Annotated in this window: 17 protein-coding genes; 1 reads left to right on the forward strand and 16 read right to left on the reverse strand. The window is 40.2% G+C overall.

Going from position 1 to position 18,468, the window contains the following annotated elements; genetic code table 11:
* Positions 1 to 166 precede the first annotated feature (166 nt).
* The 10 genes from tuf to HMPREF3112_RS10725 form a co-directional block, all read right to left on the reverse strand.
* A complete protein-coding gene (gene tuf, locus HMPREF3112_RS10680; RefSeq protein WP_002890213.1) occupies positions 167 to 1,363 on the reverse strand; it encodes an elongation factor Tu in 1,197 nt (398 codons plus the stop codon).
* Positions 1,364 to 1,599: 236 nt separating this feature from the next.
* A complete protein-coding gene (gene ftsW / locus HMPREF3112_RS10685) occupies positions 1,600 to 2,880 on the reverse strand; it encodes a cell division peptidoglycan polymerase FtsW (RefSeq protein ID WP_037601957.1) in 1,281 nt (426 codons plus the stop codon).
* A 258-nt stretch (positions 2,881 to 3,138) separates the two neighbouring features.
* Positions 3,139 to 3,555: a F0F1 ATP synthase subunit epsilon gene (locus HMPREF3112_RS10690; RefSeq protein WP_002890211.1), complete on the reverse strand. Its 417-nt coding sequence runs from the start codon at positions 3,553 to 3,555 to the stop codon at positions 3,139 to 3,141.
* A gap of 12 nt (positions 3,556 to 3,567) precedes the next feature.
* Positions 3,568 to 4,974, reverse strand: a complete 1,407-nt coding sequence (atpD, locus tag HMPREF3112_RS10695) for a F0F1 ATP synthase subunit beta (RefSeq protein WP_002890209.1) — start codon at positions 4,972 to 4,974, stop codon at positions 3,568 to 3,570.
* Positions 4,975 to 5,050: 76 nt separating this feature from the next.
* Positions 5,051 to 5,929, reverse strand: a complete 879-nt coding sequence (locus HMPREF3112_RS10700; protein WP_002890208.1) for a F0F1 ATP synthase subunit gamma — start codon at positions 5,927 to 5,929, stop codon at positions 5,051 to 5,053.
* Positions 5,930 to 5,947: 18 nt separating this feature from the next.
* On the reverse strand, positions 5,948 to 7,453 hold the full coding sequence (atpA, locus tag HMPREF3112_RS10705) for a F0F1 ATP synthase subunit alpha (RefSeq protein ID WP_037601955.1): 1,506 nt from the start codon (positions 7,451 to 7,453) through the stop codon (positions 5,948 to 5,950).
* A 15-nt stretch (positions 7,454 to 7,468) separates the two neighbouring features.
* On the reverse strand, positions 7,469 to 8,005 hold the full coding sequence (locus tag HMPREF3112_RS10710) for a F0F1 ATP synthase subunit delta (RefSeq protein WP_037601953.1): 537 nt from the start codon (positions 8,003 to 8,005) through the stop codon (positions 7,469 to 7,471).
* Complete coding sequence (atpF, locus tag HMPREF3112_RS10715; RefSeq protein ID WP_014634008.1) at positions 8,005 to 8,502, reverse strand: F0F1 ATP synthase subunit B; 498 nt, start codon at positions 8,500 to 8,502, stop codon at positions 8,005 to 8,007. The genes HMPREF3112_RS10710 and atpF overlap by 1 nt, the downstream gene beginning before the upstream one ends.
* Before the next feature lie 20 nt (positions 8,503 to 8,522).
* Positions 8,523 to 9,230, reverse strand: a complete 708-nt coding sequence (atpB, locus tag HMPREF3112_RS10720) for a F0F1 ATP synthase subunit A (RefSeq protein WP_037601951.1) — start codon at positions 9,228 to 9,230, stop codon at positions 8,523 to 8,525.
* A gap of 32 nt (positions 9,231 to 9,262) precedes the next feature.
* Complete coding sequence (locus HMPREF3112_RS10725; RefSeq protein ID WP_002890193.1) at positions 9,263 to 9,460, reverse strand: F0F1 ATP synthase subunit C; 198 nt, start codon at positions 9,458 to 9,460, stop codon at positions 9,263 to 9,265.
* 871 nt (positions 9,461 to 10,331) lie between these two features.
* Between HMPREF3112_RS10725 and HMPREF3112_RS10730 the strand changes: the two genes are divergently transcribed.
* The gene (locus HMPREF3112_RS10730; protein WP_048676211.1) at positions 10,332 to 11,507 is read left to right on the forward strand and encodes a peptidoglycan bridge formation glycyltransferase FemA/FemB family protein; all 1,176 of its coding nucleotides are present in this window, start codon (positions 10,332 to 10,334) and stop codon (positions 11,505 to 11,507) included.
* Positions 11,508 to 11,694: 187 nt separating this feature from the next.
* Here the strand turns inward: HMPREF3112_RS10730 and HMPREF3112_RS10735 are convergent, their stop codons facing one another.
* From HMPREF3112_RS10735 to thrB, 6 genes are all read right to left on the reverse strand, one after another.
* Entirely contained in the window at positions 11,695 to 14,346 is a 2,652-nt protein-coding gene (locus HMPREF3112_RS10735) for a valine--tRNA ligase (RefSeq protein WP_070439744.1), read from the reverse strand.
* Positions 14,339 to 15,292 carry a hypothetical protein gene (locus tag HMPREF3112_RS10740; protein WP_070439745.1) on the reverse strand — a complete coding sequence of 318 codons (954 nt, stop codon included), beginning with the start codon at positions 15,290 to 15,292 and terminating at the stop codon, positions 14,339 to 14,341. Before HMPREF3112_RS10740 ends, HMPREF3112_RS10735 begins: the two co-directional genes overlap by 8 nt.
* Positions 15,293 to 15,658: 366 nt before the next feature.
* Positions 15,659 to 15,862 carry a hypothetical protein gene (locus HMPREF3112_RS10745; RefSeq protein WP_002886082.1) on the reverse strand — a complete coding sequence of 68 codons (204 nt, stop codon included), beginning with the start codon at positions 15,860 to 15,862 and terminating at the stop codon, positions 15,659 to 15,661.
* 132 nt (positions 15,863 to 15,994) lie between these two features.
* Positions 15,995 to 16,612, reverse strand: coding sequence for a PepSY domain-containing protein (locus HMPREF3112_RS10750; RefSeq protein WP_070439746.1), 618 nt, complete (start codon positions 16,610 to 16,612; stop codon positions 15,995 to 15,997).
* A 112-nt stretch (positions 16,613 to 16,724) separates the two neighbouring features.
* The gene (rarD, locus tag HMPREF3112_RS10755) at positions 16,725 to 17,609 is read right to left on the reverse strand and encodes an EamA family transporter RarD (RefSeq protein WP_070439747.1); all 885 of its coding nucleotides are present in this window, start codon (positions 17,607 to 17,609) and stop codon (positions 16,725 to 16,727) included.
* Complete coding sequence (gene thrB, locus HMPREF3112_RS10760) at positions 17,602 to 18,462, reverse strand: homoserine kinase (RefSeq protein ID WP_070439748.1); 861 nt, start codon at positions 18,460 to 18,462, stop codon at positions 17,602 to 17,604. Before thrB ends, rarD begins: the two co-directional genes overlap by 8 nt.
* Positions 18,463 to 18,468 lie beyond the last annotated feature (6 nt).

The following is an 18,468-nucleotide window of genomic DNA, read 5'->3' on the forward strand; positions in this document are numbered from 1 at the left end:
CTTTTCGTCACCCACTACAGTTGACAAGGAGCCAACTTAGCTTAAGCACCTTAAACAGTTAAAAAGTATAGAATCACAAGTATTTTTAAACACCAAAAAGAGCCGAGTAAACTCGACTCTCTCAATTATTGTCTGACGAATAATTGTATTGGGAACTTAATATTAATTAAGCTTCGATTTCAGATACGATACCTGAACCAACAGTACGTCCACCTTCACGGATAGAGAATGTTGTACCTTGTTCAACGGCGATTGGGTGAATCAACTCAACGTCGATAGTCACGTTATCACCAGGCATAACCATTTCAGTACCTGCAGGAAGTTCGATTGAACCTGTTACGTCAGTTGTACGGAAGTAGAACTGTGGACGGTAGTTGTTGAAGAATGGAGTGTGACGTCCACCTTCTTCTTTAGAAAGGATGTAAACTTCACCTTTGAATTTAGTGTGTGGGTTGATTGAACCAGGTGCAGCCAATACTTGACCACGTTCGATTTCATCACGTTGGATACCACGAAGAAGGACACCGACGTTATCTCCGGCAATACCTTCGTCAAGTTGTTTACGGAACATTTCAACACCAGTAACAACTGCTTTTTGGATTTCTTCTTTAAGACCAACGATTTCAACTTCGTCATTGACACGAACAACACCACGGTCGATACGTCCTGAAGCAACAGTACCACGACCAGTGATTGAGAATACGTCTTCGACTGGAAGCAACAATGGTTTGTCAGTGTCACGTTCTGGTTCTGGAATGTATTCGTCAACAGTGTTCATCAAGTCCATGATGATGTCTTCGTATTTAGAATCACCTTCAAGAGCTTTAAGAGCTGAACCTTGGATAACTGGAATGTCATCACCTGGGAAATCGTATTCTGAAAGAAGGTCACGGATTTCCATTTCAACCAATTCAAGCAATTCTTCATCGTCAACCAAGTCAACTTTGTTCATGAAGACGATAAGGTGTTTAACACCAACCTGACGTGAAAGAAGGATGTGCTCACGAGTTTGTGGCATTGGTCCGTCAGTAGATGCTACTACAAGGATCGCACCGTCCATTTGAGCGGCACCAGTGATCATGTTTTTAACGTAGTCCGCGTGTCCTGGCGCATCGATGTGAGCGTAGTGACGTTTTTCAGTTTCGTACTCAACGTGTGCAGTGTTGATTGTGATACCACGTTCACGTTCTTCTGGAGCAGCGTCGATTGAAGCGTAGTCTTTTGGTGTGTTAACTGCGCTAGGAAGACGACGAGCCAATACAGTTGTGATAGCAGCTGTCAAAGTAGTTTTACCGTGGTCAACGTGTCCGATTGTACCAATGTTAACGTGTGGTTTACTACGATCGTATTTTTCTTTTGCCATTTAGGAAAAGCCTCCAATAAAATATATTTTATAGATAGACAGTAGGCAATACAGTCTAACTTTACTCTACTATTCTATCAAAATGTCATAGAATTGCAAGTATTTTATATAGTTTTCAGTTTTTCTTTAGAGTAATTACAAATATTCCTTTCAATAATTCTATTTCTACTGCTCCTATTAGCTTTCACTATCTTCATACTACTGCCTAACACCATCTAACGAAAAAAGAAGCCGTATTAACGACTTCTTCTTAAAGGCACGATTTTTTCATCTTGATTTTCCAATTCTTGAGTCTGAGATAACTCATCCTCAATCGCTTGAACAATATTATCACGCTTTTCATTAGCAGCGATGTTCAAGACAAAGGCTATCCCAACTGAAGTCACTAAAAGAGAGTTACCTCCTTGCGAAAGGAAGGGGAAGGTAACCCCTGTTGATGGAATCAGCCCTGAGATTCCTCCGATGTTAACGAAGACCTGCATTAGCATTAAGGCACCTACACCCAATGCCATCATAGAGTTAAAAGGATTTCGTGCCTTGACTCCCACAATCATAACACGAAGAATGAGGAAAAAGAGGAGGGCCAGAATCAAGCCAGCTCCGATAAGACCTAACTCTTCAATTACAATTGAAAACACAAAGTCTGTTGTAGCTTCTGGGAGATAACCAGTTTTTTCAATCGAATTTCCAAGTCCAAGGCCGAACCAGCCCCCATTACTCATAGCATAGTATGAATGAGATAGCTGAAGACCAGATCCTGTCAAATCCTTGAACGGATTAAAATATGCTGCGAAACGCTTGGCAACATATCCAAAGATAGGTACCTTAGCCATGGTTTGAACCCCAACCAAGGCAATTAACCCAAGGAAGGCTGACGAAATCCCAACAATACTGGCAAACAAGGCCGTAAACCAACGGTAGCCAACACCAGAAATTGAAAACATCACTACTGTAGTCAACACAATGATAGCCGCATTCCCCAAGTCAGGTTGGATAGCAACCAAACCGATCATTACAAGCAAATAGACACGCCAGTCATTAAGTTCCTTACCATTCCTAGGAATCCATCTATTCTTCGTCAGGGCTTGGTAGTCATAACGTTCTATGGCAGACTGTTTTTTTGAAAAGGTGTGTGCCAAAAACCAAACAACAATGATCTTAAGGTACTCCGCTGGTTGGAAAGACAAGGGACCTAGCACAATCCAACCATTGGCACCATTGATTTCCCTGGTGAAAAATTTGGCAATGACCAAAAGTAAAATCTCAAAGGCAATAACAACACCCAAAAGCTTATCTTTCCTGAGAAAGTTCAATTTCAGTCGGTAGATGAAAAAAATAGAGAACAAGGATACCAACCAAAAGGCTCCTTGGTTTATAACAGATGCGAAGGGATTGGCTCCCAAGGCTACTAAACGAGCACTTGTTGTTGAATACACTACTATTAAACCAACTATGGATAAGATTAAATAAGGTATCAAGATGGTGTAATCTAAAAGATGCTTCTTTTCAATTTTCATATCTTTAAAAAACTCATACTTTCTATTACGTTACTCTACATTTTCTCTTAAAATATAAAGCTAACAGCTTATATTATAACACTTTGATACCTTAAACTAAAGTAAAAGCTAAATTAACCGTTTTCAGGACTGGAAATCTGATTTTTTATCTTACCTTCAGATAGGTTTTACAATGAACTTTCTTTGATAACTTTGCTACTTCTCATGTTTTCTTTTACGACAAATAAAAAACGGGACCAAAGTCTCGTTTTTTTTGTCTTATTTTGTACCGACACTGATACGATTAAGTGCTCGACGGAGAGCAACCTGAGCACGTTGAACTTCATCAATACGGTCAGATTTAGTTGCTTCTTCCAAGTCACGTTCGGCACGTTGCTTGGCACGTTCGGCACGAGAAACGTCAATGTCGCGTTCACGTTCTGCTGAATCGGCAACGATAGTAATAAAATCATCTTTAACTTCGATGATACCACCGTTTACGGCAATCCAATCGACGTGACTCTCGTCATCCACACGACGAACCTTGAGTTCATCCACTTCAAGTGGCGCAATCAAGTTAATATGGCCTGGCAAGATACCAATTTGACCATCTTTAGTAACCGCGTGGATAAAGCTGGCATGGTGGTCATATTTCAGACCATCCGGAGTTACCACTTGTACGGTCATTTGTGCCATATCTTCACCTCATTAGTAGCCCATAGCTTTAGCTTTAGCTACTACATCCTCAATTGGACCTACGCTACGGAAGGCATCTTCTGGAAGATTGTCATATTTACCTTCAAGGATTTCTTTAAAGCTACGAACGGTTTCAGCAACTGGAACATAAGAACCTGGTTGACCTGTAAACTGTTCAGCAACGTTAAAGTTTTGTGACAAGAAGAATTGGATACGACGAGCACGTCCAACCAATGTTTTTTCTTCGTCTGACAATTCATCCATACCAAGGATAGCGATAATATCTTGCAATTCACGGTAACGTTGAAGCACACGTTGAACTTCAGTCGCAACAGCATAGTGTTCTTCACCAACAATTTCAGGTGAAAGGGCACGTGAGCTTGATGCCAATGGGTCAACGGCTGGGTAAATACCCATTTGTGTCAACTTACGTTCAAGGTTGGTTGTTGAATCCAAGTGAGCAAATGCTGTAGCTGGCGCTGGGTCAGTATAGTCATCGGCTGGAACGTAGATGGCTTGGATTGATGTAACAGAACCTTTTTTAGTTGATGTGATACGTTCTTGCAATTGACCCATTTCAGTAGCAAGTGTAGGTTGGTAACCAACGGCTGATGGCATACGACCAAGAAGGGCAGAAACCTCAGAACCTGCTTGAGTGAAACGGAAGATGTTATCGATGAAGAGAAGCACGTCTTGACCTTCGACATCACGGAAGTATTCCGCAATTGTCAAACCAGTAAGTGCAACACGCATACGTGCTCCAGGTGGTTCGTTCATTTGACCGAAGACCATGGCTGTTTTCTCAATAACGCCAGATTCTTTCATTTCCCAGTAAAGGTCATTACCTTCACGTGTACGTTCACCAACACCTGTAAACACGGAAATACCACCGTGCTCTTGGGCAATGTTGTGAATCAACTCTTGAATAAGAACGGTTTTACCAACACCGGCACCACCAAAGAGTCCGACTTTACCACCTTTAAGGTAAGGGGCAAGCAAGTCGATAACTTTAATCCCTGTTTCAAGGATTTCAGTAGATGTTGACAATTCATCGAAAGTTGGTGCTTTTTTGTGAATTGGTTCACGCTCTGCATCTTCTGCAAAAGGTGCTTCCAAGTCAATGGTATCACCAAGAACGTTAAAGACACGTCCAAGGGTATCTTTACCAACAGGAACGCTGATTGGACGACCAGTGTCCAGAACTTCTAGTCCACGAGTCAATCCATCAGTAGATTCCATGGCAATGGTACGAACCACACCTTCTCCAAGTTCAAGAGCTACTTCGAGCACGATACGTTTAGACTTTTGTTCATCAGTATAAACGACCAATGCATTGTTAATCTCAGGGAGTTTATCACCGGCTGCAAACGCTACGTCTACAACAGGACCAACAACCTGAGCAATTTTGCCTGAGCTCATTGTTTTCTCCTTATGATAGTTTTTTGGATGACAATCATCCCTTTTTCATGTGTGTCTAATTAAGACAAATCTCTAGCTATTCAAGTGCACTTGCACCACCAACAATTTCAGTAATTTCCTGAGTGATGGCAGCTTGACGCGCACGGTTATATTGGATTGTCAAATCGTTAATCACATTCTTAGCATTATCAGTGGCTGTCTGCATTGCAGTCATACCCGCTGCGTGCTCAGCTGTTTTGGCATCTACGATAGCACCGTAGATAAGACTCTCCGCATATTGTGGTAAGAGTTGATCCAAAATAGTGTCACGATCTGGTTCCAATTCAAACTTGGTCAACACATGACCTTCTGATTCATTGGGATCCAAATCAGCGATAGGAAGCATTTGTTCCACACGAACTTCGCTAGACAAACTGTTAACATGGTGGTTATAGCACACATAGAGTTCATCAAAAAGTTCATTTTGATACATTCCTACAGCTTTAGAAATGATTTTTCCGACTTGATCAAAACTAGGTTGATCTTCAAGGCCACGAAGTTCAAAAGCAACATTCATGTTACGAGCCTTGAAGAAATCTGAACCTGTTCCACCAATGGAAATGATAGCATATTCATCTTCAGAATCATGGTCACGTTTAATCATGTCCAACACAGCTTTAAGAATTGTTGAGTTATAACCTCCAACAAGTCCTTTATCTGAAGTAATGACAATGTAACCTGTCTTACGAACTGGACGTGCATCCAACATTGGATTTGACGAACCATTAATTAATTCTGAATGTAGAAGATCTGTTGTGATCTGTCTAATTTTTGAGGCATAGATTTGGAAATCTTTAGCAGCTTGCTCAGAACGTGTCAATTTTGATGCAGAAACCATTTGCATGGCTCCTGTGATCTGACTCGTTTTCTTTGTTGAAGCAATTTTTGCTTGGATTTCTCTTAGAGAGCCTGCCATATGCTGTCCTCCCTATTTCTATTTGTATTCTGACTGATCTTTGAAAGCTTGGATAGCTTCATTAAGTACAGATTCCTCAGGAATATCCTTAGTTGTACGAATAGTTTCAAAGATATCCTCATGGTGACTATCAAAGTAGTCATAGAGTGCTTCTTCAAAATCCAAGATTTGATCAACCGGAACACTATCCAAGAAACCGTGTGTCAAAGCGTAAAGGATAACAACTTGTTTCTCAACTGGAAGTGGTTTATGAAGCGGTTGTTTCAAAACTTCGATTGTACGACGACCACGGTTCAATTTCGCTTGAGTCGCAGCATCCAAATCTGAACCAAATTGCGTAAAGGCTTCAAGTTCACGATATGAAGCCAAGTCAAGACGAAGTGTACCAGCAACCTTCTTCATCGCTTTAATTTGCGCTGATCCACCTACACGTGATACGGAAGAACCCGCATCAATGGCTGGACGAATACCTGAGTTAAACAAGTTTTCTTGCAAGAAGATTTGTCCATCTGTGATTGAGATAACGTTTGTTGCGATATAAGCTGAGATATCTCCGGCTTGCGTTTGGATGATTGGCAAGGCAGTAATTGAACCACCACCAAGATCATCTGAAACTTTAGCTGAACGTTCCAAAAGACGTGAGTGGAGATAGAAGACATCCCCTGGGTAGGCTTCACGACCTGGTGGACGACGGAGAAGCAATGAAAGTTCACGGTAGGCCACGGCTTGTTTAGACAAATCATCATAAACAATCAAGACGTGTTTTCCGTTATACATGAACTCTTCAGCCATTGCAACACCAGCGTAAGGTGCGATGTAAAGCAATGGTGATGGTTGTGATGCTGAGGCAGTCACAACGATTGTGTAATCAAGAGCACCATGTTTACGGAGAGTTTCTACTTGTGTACGAACTGTTGATTCTTTTTGACCAATAGCCACATAAATACAGATCATATCTTGTCCTTTTTGGTTCAAGATAGCATCAATGGCTACTGAAGTTTTACCAGTTTGGCGGTCTCCGATGACCAACTCACGTTGACCACGTCCAATTGGAACCAAGGCATCAATGGCCTTAAGACCAGTTTGCAATGGCTCAGAAACTGATTTACGTTGCATAACACCTGGAGCAGGTGTTTCAACTGGACGGAAACCTGTTGTTTCGATGTCACCAAGACCATCAACTGGTTGCCCAAGTGGGTTTACTACACGACCAATAAGGGCTTCACCAACTGGAACTTCCATGATTTTTCCAGTACGTTTAACAATATCGCCTTCACGAATTGCTACGAAATCCCCCAAGATAATGATACCGACATCATTAGATTCAAGGTTTTGGGCCATACCATAGGCACCATTTTCAAATTCGAGCAACTCACCACTCATGGCATTATCAAGACCACGAGCACGTGCGATACCGTCACCGATATAGGTAACGACACCAGTTTCAGTGACGTCAAAGTTTGGCTGGAAGTTTTCAATTTGCTTTTTAATTAAAGCGCTAATTTCTTGTGCGTTAATTGCCAAAAGTCACACCACTTTCTATTTCAAATTCGTTTTAAAGGTTTGCAATTGACTGCGAATTGACGTGTCAACAACCTTATTTTTTGCTTTGATGACGAATCCTCCGATGAGGTCCTCATCAATTTTTTCTACTAAACGACGTGTCTTAATCTCAAATTTTTGTGAAACAATCGCCAAAAGTCGGGCTTTTTGTTCCTCAGACAAGGGACTTGCTGATGTCACTGTGACATCGTAACTATTGTCTTCTTGGTCAAAGAGCTCAAGGACCAATTTCAACACATCATAGAGAATGTTGGCACGGTCATTGAGTAAGATTACCTCAAGAAAATTGTTCATATACACTGAACAAGACTCTTGAAACAAGCTCAAACTTTCTTTTTTAGCTTCACTTGTCACATTTTCCTGCGACAAGAAGGTTTTTAGATTTGTTTCAGCAAAAACTGTTAGGATTTGCCTTACTTCTTCTTGGATTGTTGACACGGCGTCTTGTTCAAAAGCGACTTCTACCAGGCTTCTGGCATACTGCTCAACAAGAGCTTGTGTTTTCTTATCCATTAAGCATCTCCTAATTGATCAAGATAGCTATCAATCAAGTCAGATTGCGCTTTAGCATCAAGGTTTTGTTTCATAACTTTTTCCGCCAAGAGGACAGTCAAGTCTGCAACTTCACCTTTAACGCCAGCAAGTGCTTCCACACGGCTTTGGGCAATGTCTTGATTTGCTTTTTCTTTCAAGCGTTTAGCTTCATCATGTGCTTCTGCAATGATTTTTGATTCTTGAGTTTTACCAGTTTCCTTGGCCCCATCAATAATTTGAGCTGCCTCAGTGCGAGCACCTGCCAACTCATCTTGACGTTTTTGTGCCAAGCTTTCTGCTTCTTGACGAGCATTTTCAGCACTATCAATATCTGTGGCAATTTTCTTTTCACGAGCAGCAAAGATTCCTGTAATTTGATCCCATGCGAATTTACGGATGAGGTAATACAAGAGAAAAACTGAGCCGAGTGTGATAATGATATTACCAAGTGTCGTACTATTAATAAGTATTGACATTTCATTTCTCCCTTTCTTAATTATTCTTCGTTGACTTTATCACCAATATAGTTTGAACTTAGGATAATAAAGACATAGGCTTGGATAAAGCCGATAAAGGCTGAAAAGGCAACCCAGACAAGGTTCAAAGCAAAGGATACAGGTGCTGCAAAAGCAGACCAGGTCACCAATTGAAGAATCAAGCCAGTAAGTACCTCACCAGAATAAATGTTACCAAACAAACGCAAGGCCAATGAAGCAGGGTTGGTTAATTGTTCCAAAATGTTCATTGGGAGCATAGCTGGGTATGGTGAAAGGTAGCCCTTTAGATAGCCTTTAAACCCTTTTTTACGGATCCCCTCAATATGACTAATGAGGGTAATAATCAAAGAAAGAGTGATAGTAACACCGAAGTTCGATGTTGGAGAAGTCCAAAAATTGTAATGCTCACTTTTTACAGACACAAGCAAACCTAAGTTGTTTGCTGTAAAAACAAAGGTGAAAATTACAAACAAGAGCAAACTATAATTCTTCGTGAATTTCCCAAGACTTTGAGAAATGGTACTATTCACAAACTCATAGATGAACTCAAGCACATTTTGTTTTCCCTTTGGTTTAATGGTCATCTTACGACTTGACCAAAAAACCACTCCAAAAACGATAATTACTGTCAAGAGAGACATGGCAAGGACAGTCAAGTCAAAATCAATCCCAAATAATGAGACGGTTGGATTACTTGTAGTTTCCACTGCTCATCCCTCCTTCATCTTTTATTTGTCTATTAGACAATGTAGCTAAGGGCAAACAATACGAAGAAGGTACCTTCGATAAAGGCAACACCAGTAAACATCAATGTTTGAAGTTTGCTAAACATCTCAGGTTGGCGAGCTGCAGCTTTAGCGATATTGGCAACGAGGATACCCTCACCAACAGATACACCCATAACGGCCAAACCGAGGGCTAAGATAGTTAGATTCATAGTAGAATTCTCCTTTTTAATTATTTTTACCCTGCTATTTTAGTCCTATTTTCCACGAAAGTCAATGAATTGACGGTTTTTTAGACGTTTTCACTGACTTTGCCTAACGTTTTCATTTTACTTACACAAGCGTTTACTTTTAATGAAAAACTTTCTGCTTATTTCATAAAAACAAGCCTAACCTTGTGAGATTAGACTTGTTTGGGAGATTTATGAAAAAAGAAAGATACACTGTCTGACTTAAAACCAGAACATGTGAGCGCTACCGAACGACGTTCAGTAATACTTATTAGGATGACTATAGTATAGCCTGGGTTGCTTAAAGGAAGCTGAAGGGGAGCGTTTTTGCTCCACTTTCTCTTTAGAAAGTCCTACTGACTCCAAAAGTAGAAAATACTACTCCGACACTTTGTAATATTAGTATCGCTCCATATCAAATGTTTACTTTATCAATAATTACCATTGACGTGGCTACTCTCCTTGAATAAAATAAACACTAACATTATCAGATGTTAAACGACTTACCCAACCTTTATTTCATAGTTCAGGAATAATAATATCACCTCATAGAGACTTTGTATTTTTCATAAAATGACGTGTACAAAACGGTAACTCGTCCAATTTAACAACTTCTTTTGTCCTAAATCTTCTTCTATCATACAAAACACATGACCCGATGCTATCTTCCTTTCGTTATCAACGATAGAATCTAGAACCTCACTGTACCTAGTTTTATATTAATGTAAGATTACTAGACTTTAGCATTCTCTGACTATAGTCACTTTGAAATATAGATAGTTTGAAGCATCTGGATTTATTTTTGTTATAATAACTTATATAACTATTTTACTTGTAATCGAAAGGAAATAAAATGAGTCTTACAATTTTGAAAGAGGATGAGTTTACATCTTTCATAGAAAAATGTAAAGAACATTCGTTCATGCAAACAGTATCAATGTCTAATCTCCTAAAAAAAAGAGGATTCAAGACTAAATATCTAGGTTGGAAAAGCAATAATGAAATTACCGTTGCCGCTATTGCTTTCATGAAGCATTTGACTGGAGGAGTCCGAATAGAAATTAATAGTGGTCCATCGTATACAAATGAATCCGATTTAAAGAGTTTTTACCATGAATTACAACTTTTTGCTAAGAAACAGGGAGCTTTAGAATTGGTTGTAAAGCCAGATGACATTTATCAGACATTTGAAATTGATGGAAAGCCTATTGAACCTGAGAAAACAGAACTAATTTCTACACTAACAGATCTTGGCTACAAATTTGATGGTTTACAGGTAGGCTATCCTGAAGGGGAACCAACTTGGCATTATTTGAAAAACCTTGAGGGCTTTGATGAAAAATCTTTATTAAAATCATTTAACAAAAATAGCATCAGAAACATCAAAACTGCTCTCGACTATAATGTTATTGTTCGCAAAATAAATAAAGGAGAAATTCCAGAATTCAAAAAGATTATAGAAGAAACCGGAAGAAGGCAAGGATTTGAAGATAAAAGTTTAGATTATTATACAGATTTATATGATGCATTTGGTGATAACGCTGATTTCTTGGTAGCAGAGTTAGATTTTGAAAAAAGCTTAGACCACATAAATAGTAAACTTACCTCACTGAACCCTAAGAGCAAACAGTATGAGCAACAAGCTCAAAAATTGAATAAACAAAAACAGATCATTTCAGAGCTCAAACAAAAAATTAATACAGAGAAGATACTTCTTGCCTGTGCTTTAATACTATATACGAAAGATCAGGCCACATATCTCTTTGGAGGTTCCTACACAGAATTTCAAAAATTCTCTGCTGCTTTCTTAATTCAGTATCATGCCATGAATTGCACTTTAAGAAGAAATATTATGAGTTATAATTTCCTTGGAATCACAGGTGTGTTTGACGGCTCTGATGGAGTTCTACGATTTAAACAAAACTTTAACGGTTATATTGTTCGTAAGATGGGAACCTTCCGCTATTACCCACAACCTTTAAAATACAAACTTATTCAAGGACTTAAAAAGCTTCTTAGACGTTCTTAGTTAAAAAATACTGTTTACTATTCACTGCTTGAAATAAACGCAGGCTTTTGTTAGAGCCACTGAAAAAGTCATCATATGATGACTTTTTTGTTATATTTAAATTACGATACATCACAAGAATTTTTTTTGAGAACCACCACAGTTGACAAAGAGTTAAAAAGCACGGCATTCCGCCGTGTCTCTTTGTTTATTTAACCAATTTCTTCATTTCGTCAATACGTACGACTGTTGCATCGTATTTAGCTTGGTAATCTTCTTGTTTGTCACGTTCTTTTTGGACGACTTCTGGTTTGGCATTGGCTACGAAGCGTTCGTTGCTAAGTTTCTTACCAACCATGTCCAGTTCTTTTTGCCATTTGGCTAATTCTTTTTCAAGACGAGCCAATTCTTCTTCGACATTGAGAAGGTCAGCGAGTGGCAAGTAGATTTCTGCACCTGTGATGATGCTTGACATAACCAAGTCAGGTACTTCGACATCTGCTGCAATTTCCAAGTGTTCTGGATTGGTGAAGCGTTTGATGTAGTTGACATTGTCATTGAAGAAGGCATCGAGCTTACTATCGCTTGTCTTAATCAAGATAGTGATTGGTTTGCTTGGTGCTACGTTCACTTCTGCACGTGAGTTACGTACTGAGCGAATCACGTCTTTAAGAGCCTCAACGCCAGCTGCAGCTTCTTCGTTTTCAAATTCTGGACGAACCACTGGGTATTCAGCAGTCACGATTGTTCCTTCAGAGATTTGACCATAGATTTCTTCGGTTACGAATGGCATGATTGGGTGAAGGAGACGAAGGATTTTGTCCAAAGTGTAAAGGAGAACAGAACGTGTGATGACTTTCTCTTCTTCGTTATCGCTATAAAGGACTTCCTTGGTCAACTCAACATACCAGTCCGCAAACTCGTCCCAGATGAAGTTGTAGAGGATGTGGCCAGCGACACCAAACTCAAACTTGTCAAAGTTTTCAGTAACTTTTCCGATTGTTTCGTTGAGGTTGTGGAGGATCCAGCGGTCAGTGACATTTCCAGCTTCCTTGTTAACCACTTTTTCCACATTGGCAGTTGCTTGCTCAAGGGTCAAGCCTTCATTGTTCATGAGGATGTAGCGAGAGATGTTCCAGATCTTGTTAATGAAGTTCCATGAAGCGTCCATTTTCTCGTAAGAGAAGCGTACGTCTTGACCTGGTGCAGAACCATTTGAAAGGAACCAACGGAGGGCATCGGCACCGTATTTCTCGATGACATCCATCGGATCAATCCCGTTACCGAGAGATTTCGACATCTTGCGTCCTTGCTCATCGCGGATAAGACCGTGGATAAGGACGTTTTGGAATGGCTGACGGCCAGTGAATTCCAATGATTGGAAGATCATACGAGATACCCAGAAGAAGATGATATCGTAACCTGTTACCAAGGTTGAAGTTGGGAAGTAACGTTTGAAGTCTTCTGAGTCAACATCAGGCCAGCCCATGGTTGAGAACGGCCAAAGGGCAGAACTGAACCACGTATCCAAAACGTCTTCGTCTTGCGTCCATCCGTCACCTTCTGGAGCTTCTTCGCCGACGTACATTTCACCCTCAGCATTGTACCAAGCAGGGATTTGGTGACCCCACCAGAGCTGACGAGAGATTACCCAGTCATGGACATTTTCCATCCATTGAAGGAAGGTATCGTTGAAACGAGGTGGGTAGAATTCTACCTTGTCATCTGTGTCTTGGTTGGCAATAGCATTCTTAGCCAATTGGTCCATCTTCACGAACCATTGTGTAGACAAGCGTGGCTCAACCACAACACCTGTACGTTCTGAGTGACCAACACTGTGGACACGTTTTTCGATTTTAACGAGGGCACCGATTTCTTCCAACTTAGCAACGACAGCCTTACGAGCTTCAAAACGGTCCATTCCTGCAAATTCGAAGGCCAAGTCGTTCATCGTTCCGTCATCGTTCATGACGTTAACTTGTGGTAAGTTGTGGCGTTGACCAACTAGGAAGTCGTTTGGATCGTGGGCAGGCGTGATTTTCACGACACCAGTACCAAATTCAGGATCTGCATGTTCATCTCCAACGATTGGGATGAGTTTATTAGCGATTGGAAGGACGACGTTTTTACCGATTAAGTCCTTGTAGCGTGGGTCTTCTGGATTGACCGCAACGGCAACGTCCCCAAACATAGTCTCAGGACGAGTGGTCGCAACTTCAAGGGCGCGTGAACCGTCTTCTAGCATGTAGTTCATGTGGTAGAAGGCACCTTCGACGTCCTTGTGGATCACCTCGATATCAGAAAGGGCTGTGCGAGCTGCTGGGTCCCAGTTGATGATAAACTCACCACGGTAGATCCAGCCTTTCTTGTATAGATCCACAAAGACCTTACGAACGGCTTTTGACAAACCTTCGTCAAGGGTGAAACGCTCACGAGAGTAGTCTACAGAGAGCCCCATTTTACCCCATTGTTGCTTGATAGTTGAGGCATACTCGTCTTTCCATTCCCAAACTTTATCAAGGAATTTTTCACGGCCAAGGTCATAACGAGAGATGCCGTCTTCAGCCAAACGAGCTTCAACCTTGGCTTGAGTAGCAATCCCTGCGTGGTCCATACCTGGAAGCCAAAGCGTATCGAAACCTTGCATACGTTTTTGACGGATAATGATATCTTGCAAAGTTGTATCCCAAGCGTGACCAAGGTGAAGTTTACCAGTTACGTTTGGTGGTGGAATAACGATTGAATAAGGCTTAGCCTTTTTATCGCCAGAAGGCTTGAAAACATCTTCGTCAAGCCATTTTTGGTAACGACCAGCCTCAACCTCGGCTGGATTGTATTTAGGTGAAAGTTCTTTAGACATGTGTTTGCTCCTTTATATCTATTTTAAGTAATAAATCTTTAATAAATTCTTCTGCTATATTACGTTTTAAATTCACATTAAGTGTGTACTCACTGTTACCAACTTTAACTTCTATTTTATTTCTCCAGGTAACATTCGGGGATTTTGATAATCTTCCTGGTACTCCCTTGATTCTTTCCTCAAGATCATTTGGGTAAAGTTTATTTAACATATCAAAAATTCGTTTGTAATACTCACTAACAGATTCATCCTGTTGTATCTCAATATTAAATCTTTTCTCACTTTCTGAATGATCTGTTACAATTGAATTTTCTTTAGGTAGATTTTGTTCAATATTTAACAGCTTTTCTTCAATCTCTTTTTTCTTAATTACTTCGTTCTCGTACTCCTTAAAAAAACCTACAATGGCAGATTTGCTCTTTTCTGAAGTATTATTTAAATAATAATCAGACAGTAAGACTAAAAGGCAACTACTTAAGGTATGTAGTTTTCTCTTATATTCTTTATCATCATTACTGGCATTTGTATCCATACTATTTCGAAGAAGTATTTGCATGGTTCTTAGCAAGTTTAATAAAATTTCCTCTATATCTGCTGTTCTATCAATTAACTTAGTGCTCAGTTGTTCAAAATCCTCTAAGACAATTGTTTCCCAATATTTAGGAACTGAAAAAGTCATAATAATCTCATTATAAAGTTTTTCGGATTTTAGCCTAAATCCATTCAATTCAGCATTCAATCCATCACTACTTATCTCATTGTTATTTAAATATGCTATATATTCATTTATAAGGTCCGAATAACTTCTTATTAAATTTGAACTTTTCAGTTTTGACTCAATTAATTCGTTCTTTGATTTCTTCCATTCTTTATACCATTCCACACCTACAGGAGATACTGCTGTAGCTAAGGCTATCCCAACAGCTAATTTTCCTTCAAATTCCATCCTTCCCCTCGCTTTCTACAAAAAATCGCCCCTGCCATAATATGACAGGGACGAATGTGTATCCGCGGTACCACCCAGTTTTGAGTGGTAACCACTCACAGCTTTCTTGATTCAATTTGACCATCAGCAACCAGCTTTGACATTTGTGCGGATTTCTCAGTACCACCGCTTCCTGTGACAAATGGGCTTCAAAGCACCTCTGAATGGTCTTATTCTATCACATTTTTAATCTCAAGACAAATGAAATTGTGGGGAAGATGCTATCACAATCAGTCAGACTACAGATTCCACCTTGAAACATACATACAATGTTTCCCTTTTTATTTTTCATAAGAAAAATCCCTGTCTTCCGACAAGGATTGTATCTTATTTTTCTTCCTTAGCTCTTTCTTCTTTTAGCCATTTTTCATAGCTTTCAAGTAGATTGATAGCCATTTGAGTTGCCAAGGCTAGTGAGAAGGCTTCTGTACCTTCGGTTGTTTCATCTTGAACTTCCAATTTACTTTCTTCGTAAATGGCTTTGAGAGCCTTATTGCTAAGCGTGTCTTTAAATGCTTGGAATTCTTTCATGGTCAAAGCCTCCTTGATTTTACGGCAACTTTTACAGCTACTGTTACCGCTTTCACTTTAAGTTTACACCATTTCAGAGAAATTGCAAGGATTTTCCTCAATAATAAGGAGAGCTTTCACTCTATCTGCGACCTACTGAGCAGGAATCGCAGCCCCTGTCAGATACTCAGTCGTATAAGCTACGATAGCTCCTGAATCAGCATTTACCGCGTATTTATAACGTAGACCACTAGCAGCATAATCAAAACTGATATTGTAGACTTTACCGTCTCCTTCAGTCTTCAAATCCGTTTTCAAGTTGGTCACAGAACCCTCAGCTAGGCCAGCATGGTTAAGAGCTGTTGTTTGCGCAGTTTCTTTAGATACTGCTGTCTCTTCCTTGTTTTCGCTAGGTTGAGTCTCGTCTTTAGGCTCTTCACTTTTTTGAGTATCATCCTCATCCTTAGATGTTGGATGGTCACTCTTATGTTTCAAAATAGATCCTGACTGACCGTCAATCGTATACTCAAAATGGTTGTCTGACGTTGTGAAACTAATCTCATAACTTCCGTGAAGCCCAGAACGTGATTTTGAAACTGTTGATTGAGAAATCTCAGAAGTTTTGACACCTGCATTTTTATAAGCAATGTCTGCTGCATCTTGTTCTGACAAACGATAACCTGAACCGTTAAAGATAAACAGGCCTGCAGCGATGGCAACTGGGATAGCGAGCAAAAGCAGATAGCTCACTAGCTTTTTCATTTTTCGCATAAAATTCTCCGCTATTTTAATCTAATACTACTATTATATCTTAAAGTTCTAAAATTGTCAGATAAACTTGGCTCATTTTTAGGTCGGCATTATAAAAAGTTCCCGATGGCTATCAGGAACTTCTACGAAATGTTACTATTTGGCCAGTTACAAAGACTAGGATGGCTATCCAGATAAAGAGGAAGCCTTTCAATTCTCCAAAGCTGACCGTCTCACCAAAAATGAGAATGGCTACGAGAAGTTGAATCGTAGGATTAAGATACTGGATGAAACCGATAAGGTTAAGCGGTGCCCTTTTGACTGCTTCCGAGAAGCAAAGTAAAGGAACAGCCGTCACTACACCTGAGATGGCTAGGAGAAACATTTCCATGCTCGAATAGGAAGAAAATGATTCTGGAGAAAAGAAAATGAGATAGATGACTACAAAAGGCAGTAGCAAACCACTTTCTACTAGCATGGCTACGTCACTGGAGAGCCTAACTCCTTTTTTGATGAGACCGTAGAAACCAAAGCTCAGAGCTAGCCCCAAAGAAACCATGGGAAGTTTTCCTGTATTGACAACAAGAACTAAGACTCCTATAAAAGCTAAGACTACTGCTGCCCACATGGTTCTGCTCAGAGATTCACGAAGAAAAATAAGAGCGAACAAGATAGAAACAATAGGCATAATGTAATAGCCCAGGCTAGCCTGCGTCGCTTGCCCATGACCCACAGCATAGATATAAATCAACCAGTTAGCTGCTATGAGAAAACTAGCAAGTAGCATGCGAAGTAAGACTTTCTTATCCTGCCAAAGTTCGACTAGCTCATCTTTAAAACGGGCATTTTGCTTAGCAACCAGGGCATAAACCAACATAGTCACTACAGTAAAAACAATTCGCCATGAAAAGGTGTTATAAGCCGAAACACCTGCTAAAAGCTTCCAAAAAAGGGATAAAAATCCCCATTGAATATAGGTTGCTAAACCAAAGAGTAGCCCTTGATTTTTTCTAGTCAACGACAACACCTGCTTTATCCACAGATAGGATGAAGGTTTCACCATCTAAACCAAGACCATCGATAGCAGTTTTAAGAGCCTCAGCCTGATCATTTGGCGTCAAGGTCATAACCGTTGGACCTGCACCTGAGAGATAGGTAGCGTAGGCACCGTATTGACCTGACAGTTCCTTAATAGTCACGAATTCTTTAACCAGTTTTTGACGGTAGCGTTCGTGGAACATGTCTCCTTGAATAGCACGTCCTGCCTTAACCAAATCACCTGCAAAGAGGGCAGCAATGGCAACGTTGGCGATAGATGATGCAGCTACAGCCTCTTTGTAAGAAAGGTCACTTGGAAGCACCCCACGTGAATCAGACGTCTTAAGTTCATAGCTCGGAATAAAGGCTACAAAGGCACACTCTGGAAAGTCTGTAACGATGCTATTAACATGTTCATCCACATAAGATGCCACAACAAGATTCCCAAAAATAGCTGGAGCAACATTGTCTGGGTGACCTTCAATCTTGGTCGCAATATCAAGTTTATCATCGTCTGAGAGCTTCAAGTCTGCCAATTGATTGGCCAACTCGATTCCTGCGACAATAACAGAACTTGAAGAACCAAGACCACGCGCCAAGGGAATATCTGATGTCATCACCAATTTATGAGGCTGCAAATCAGACCTCACTTGCAAGGCTGTTGAAATGAGGAGGTTATTTTTATCTGAAGGAATATCTCCCAAATCATGTTCGATATGCCATGCATCTGCTGGTTCAAGCACCTCGATTGTCAAATATTTAGAAACGGCAACACCCACAGAGTCAAAACCTGGACCAATATTAGCAGATGTTGCTGGGACAGTAATTTTCATAATAAT

The organism is Streptococcus sp. HMSC10E12 (assembly GCF_001807855.1).
Lineage (GTDB): Bacteria > Bacillota > Bacilli > Lactobacillales > Streptococcaceae > Streptococcus > Streptococcus salivarius.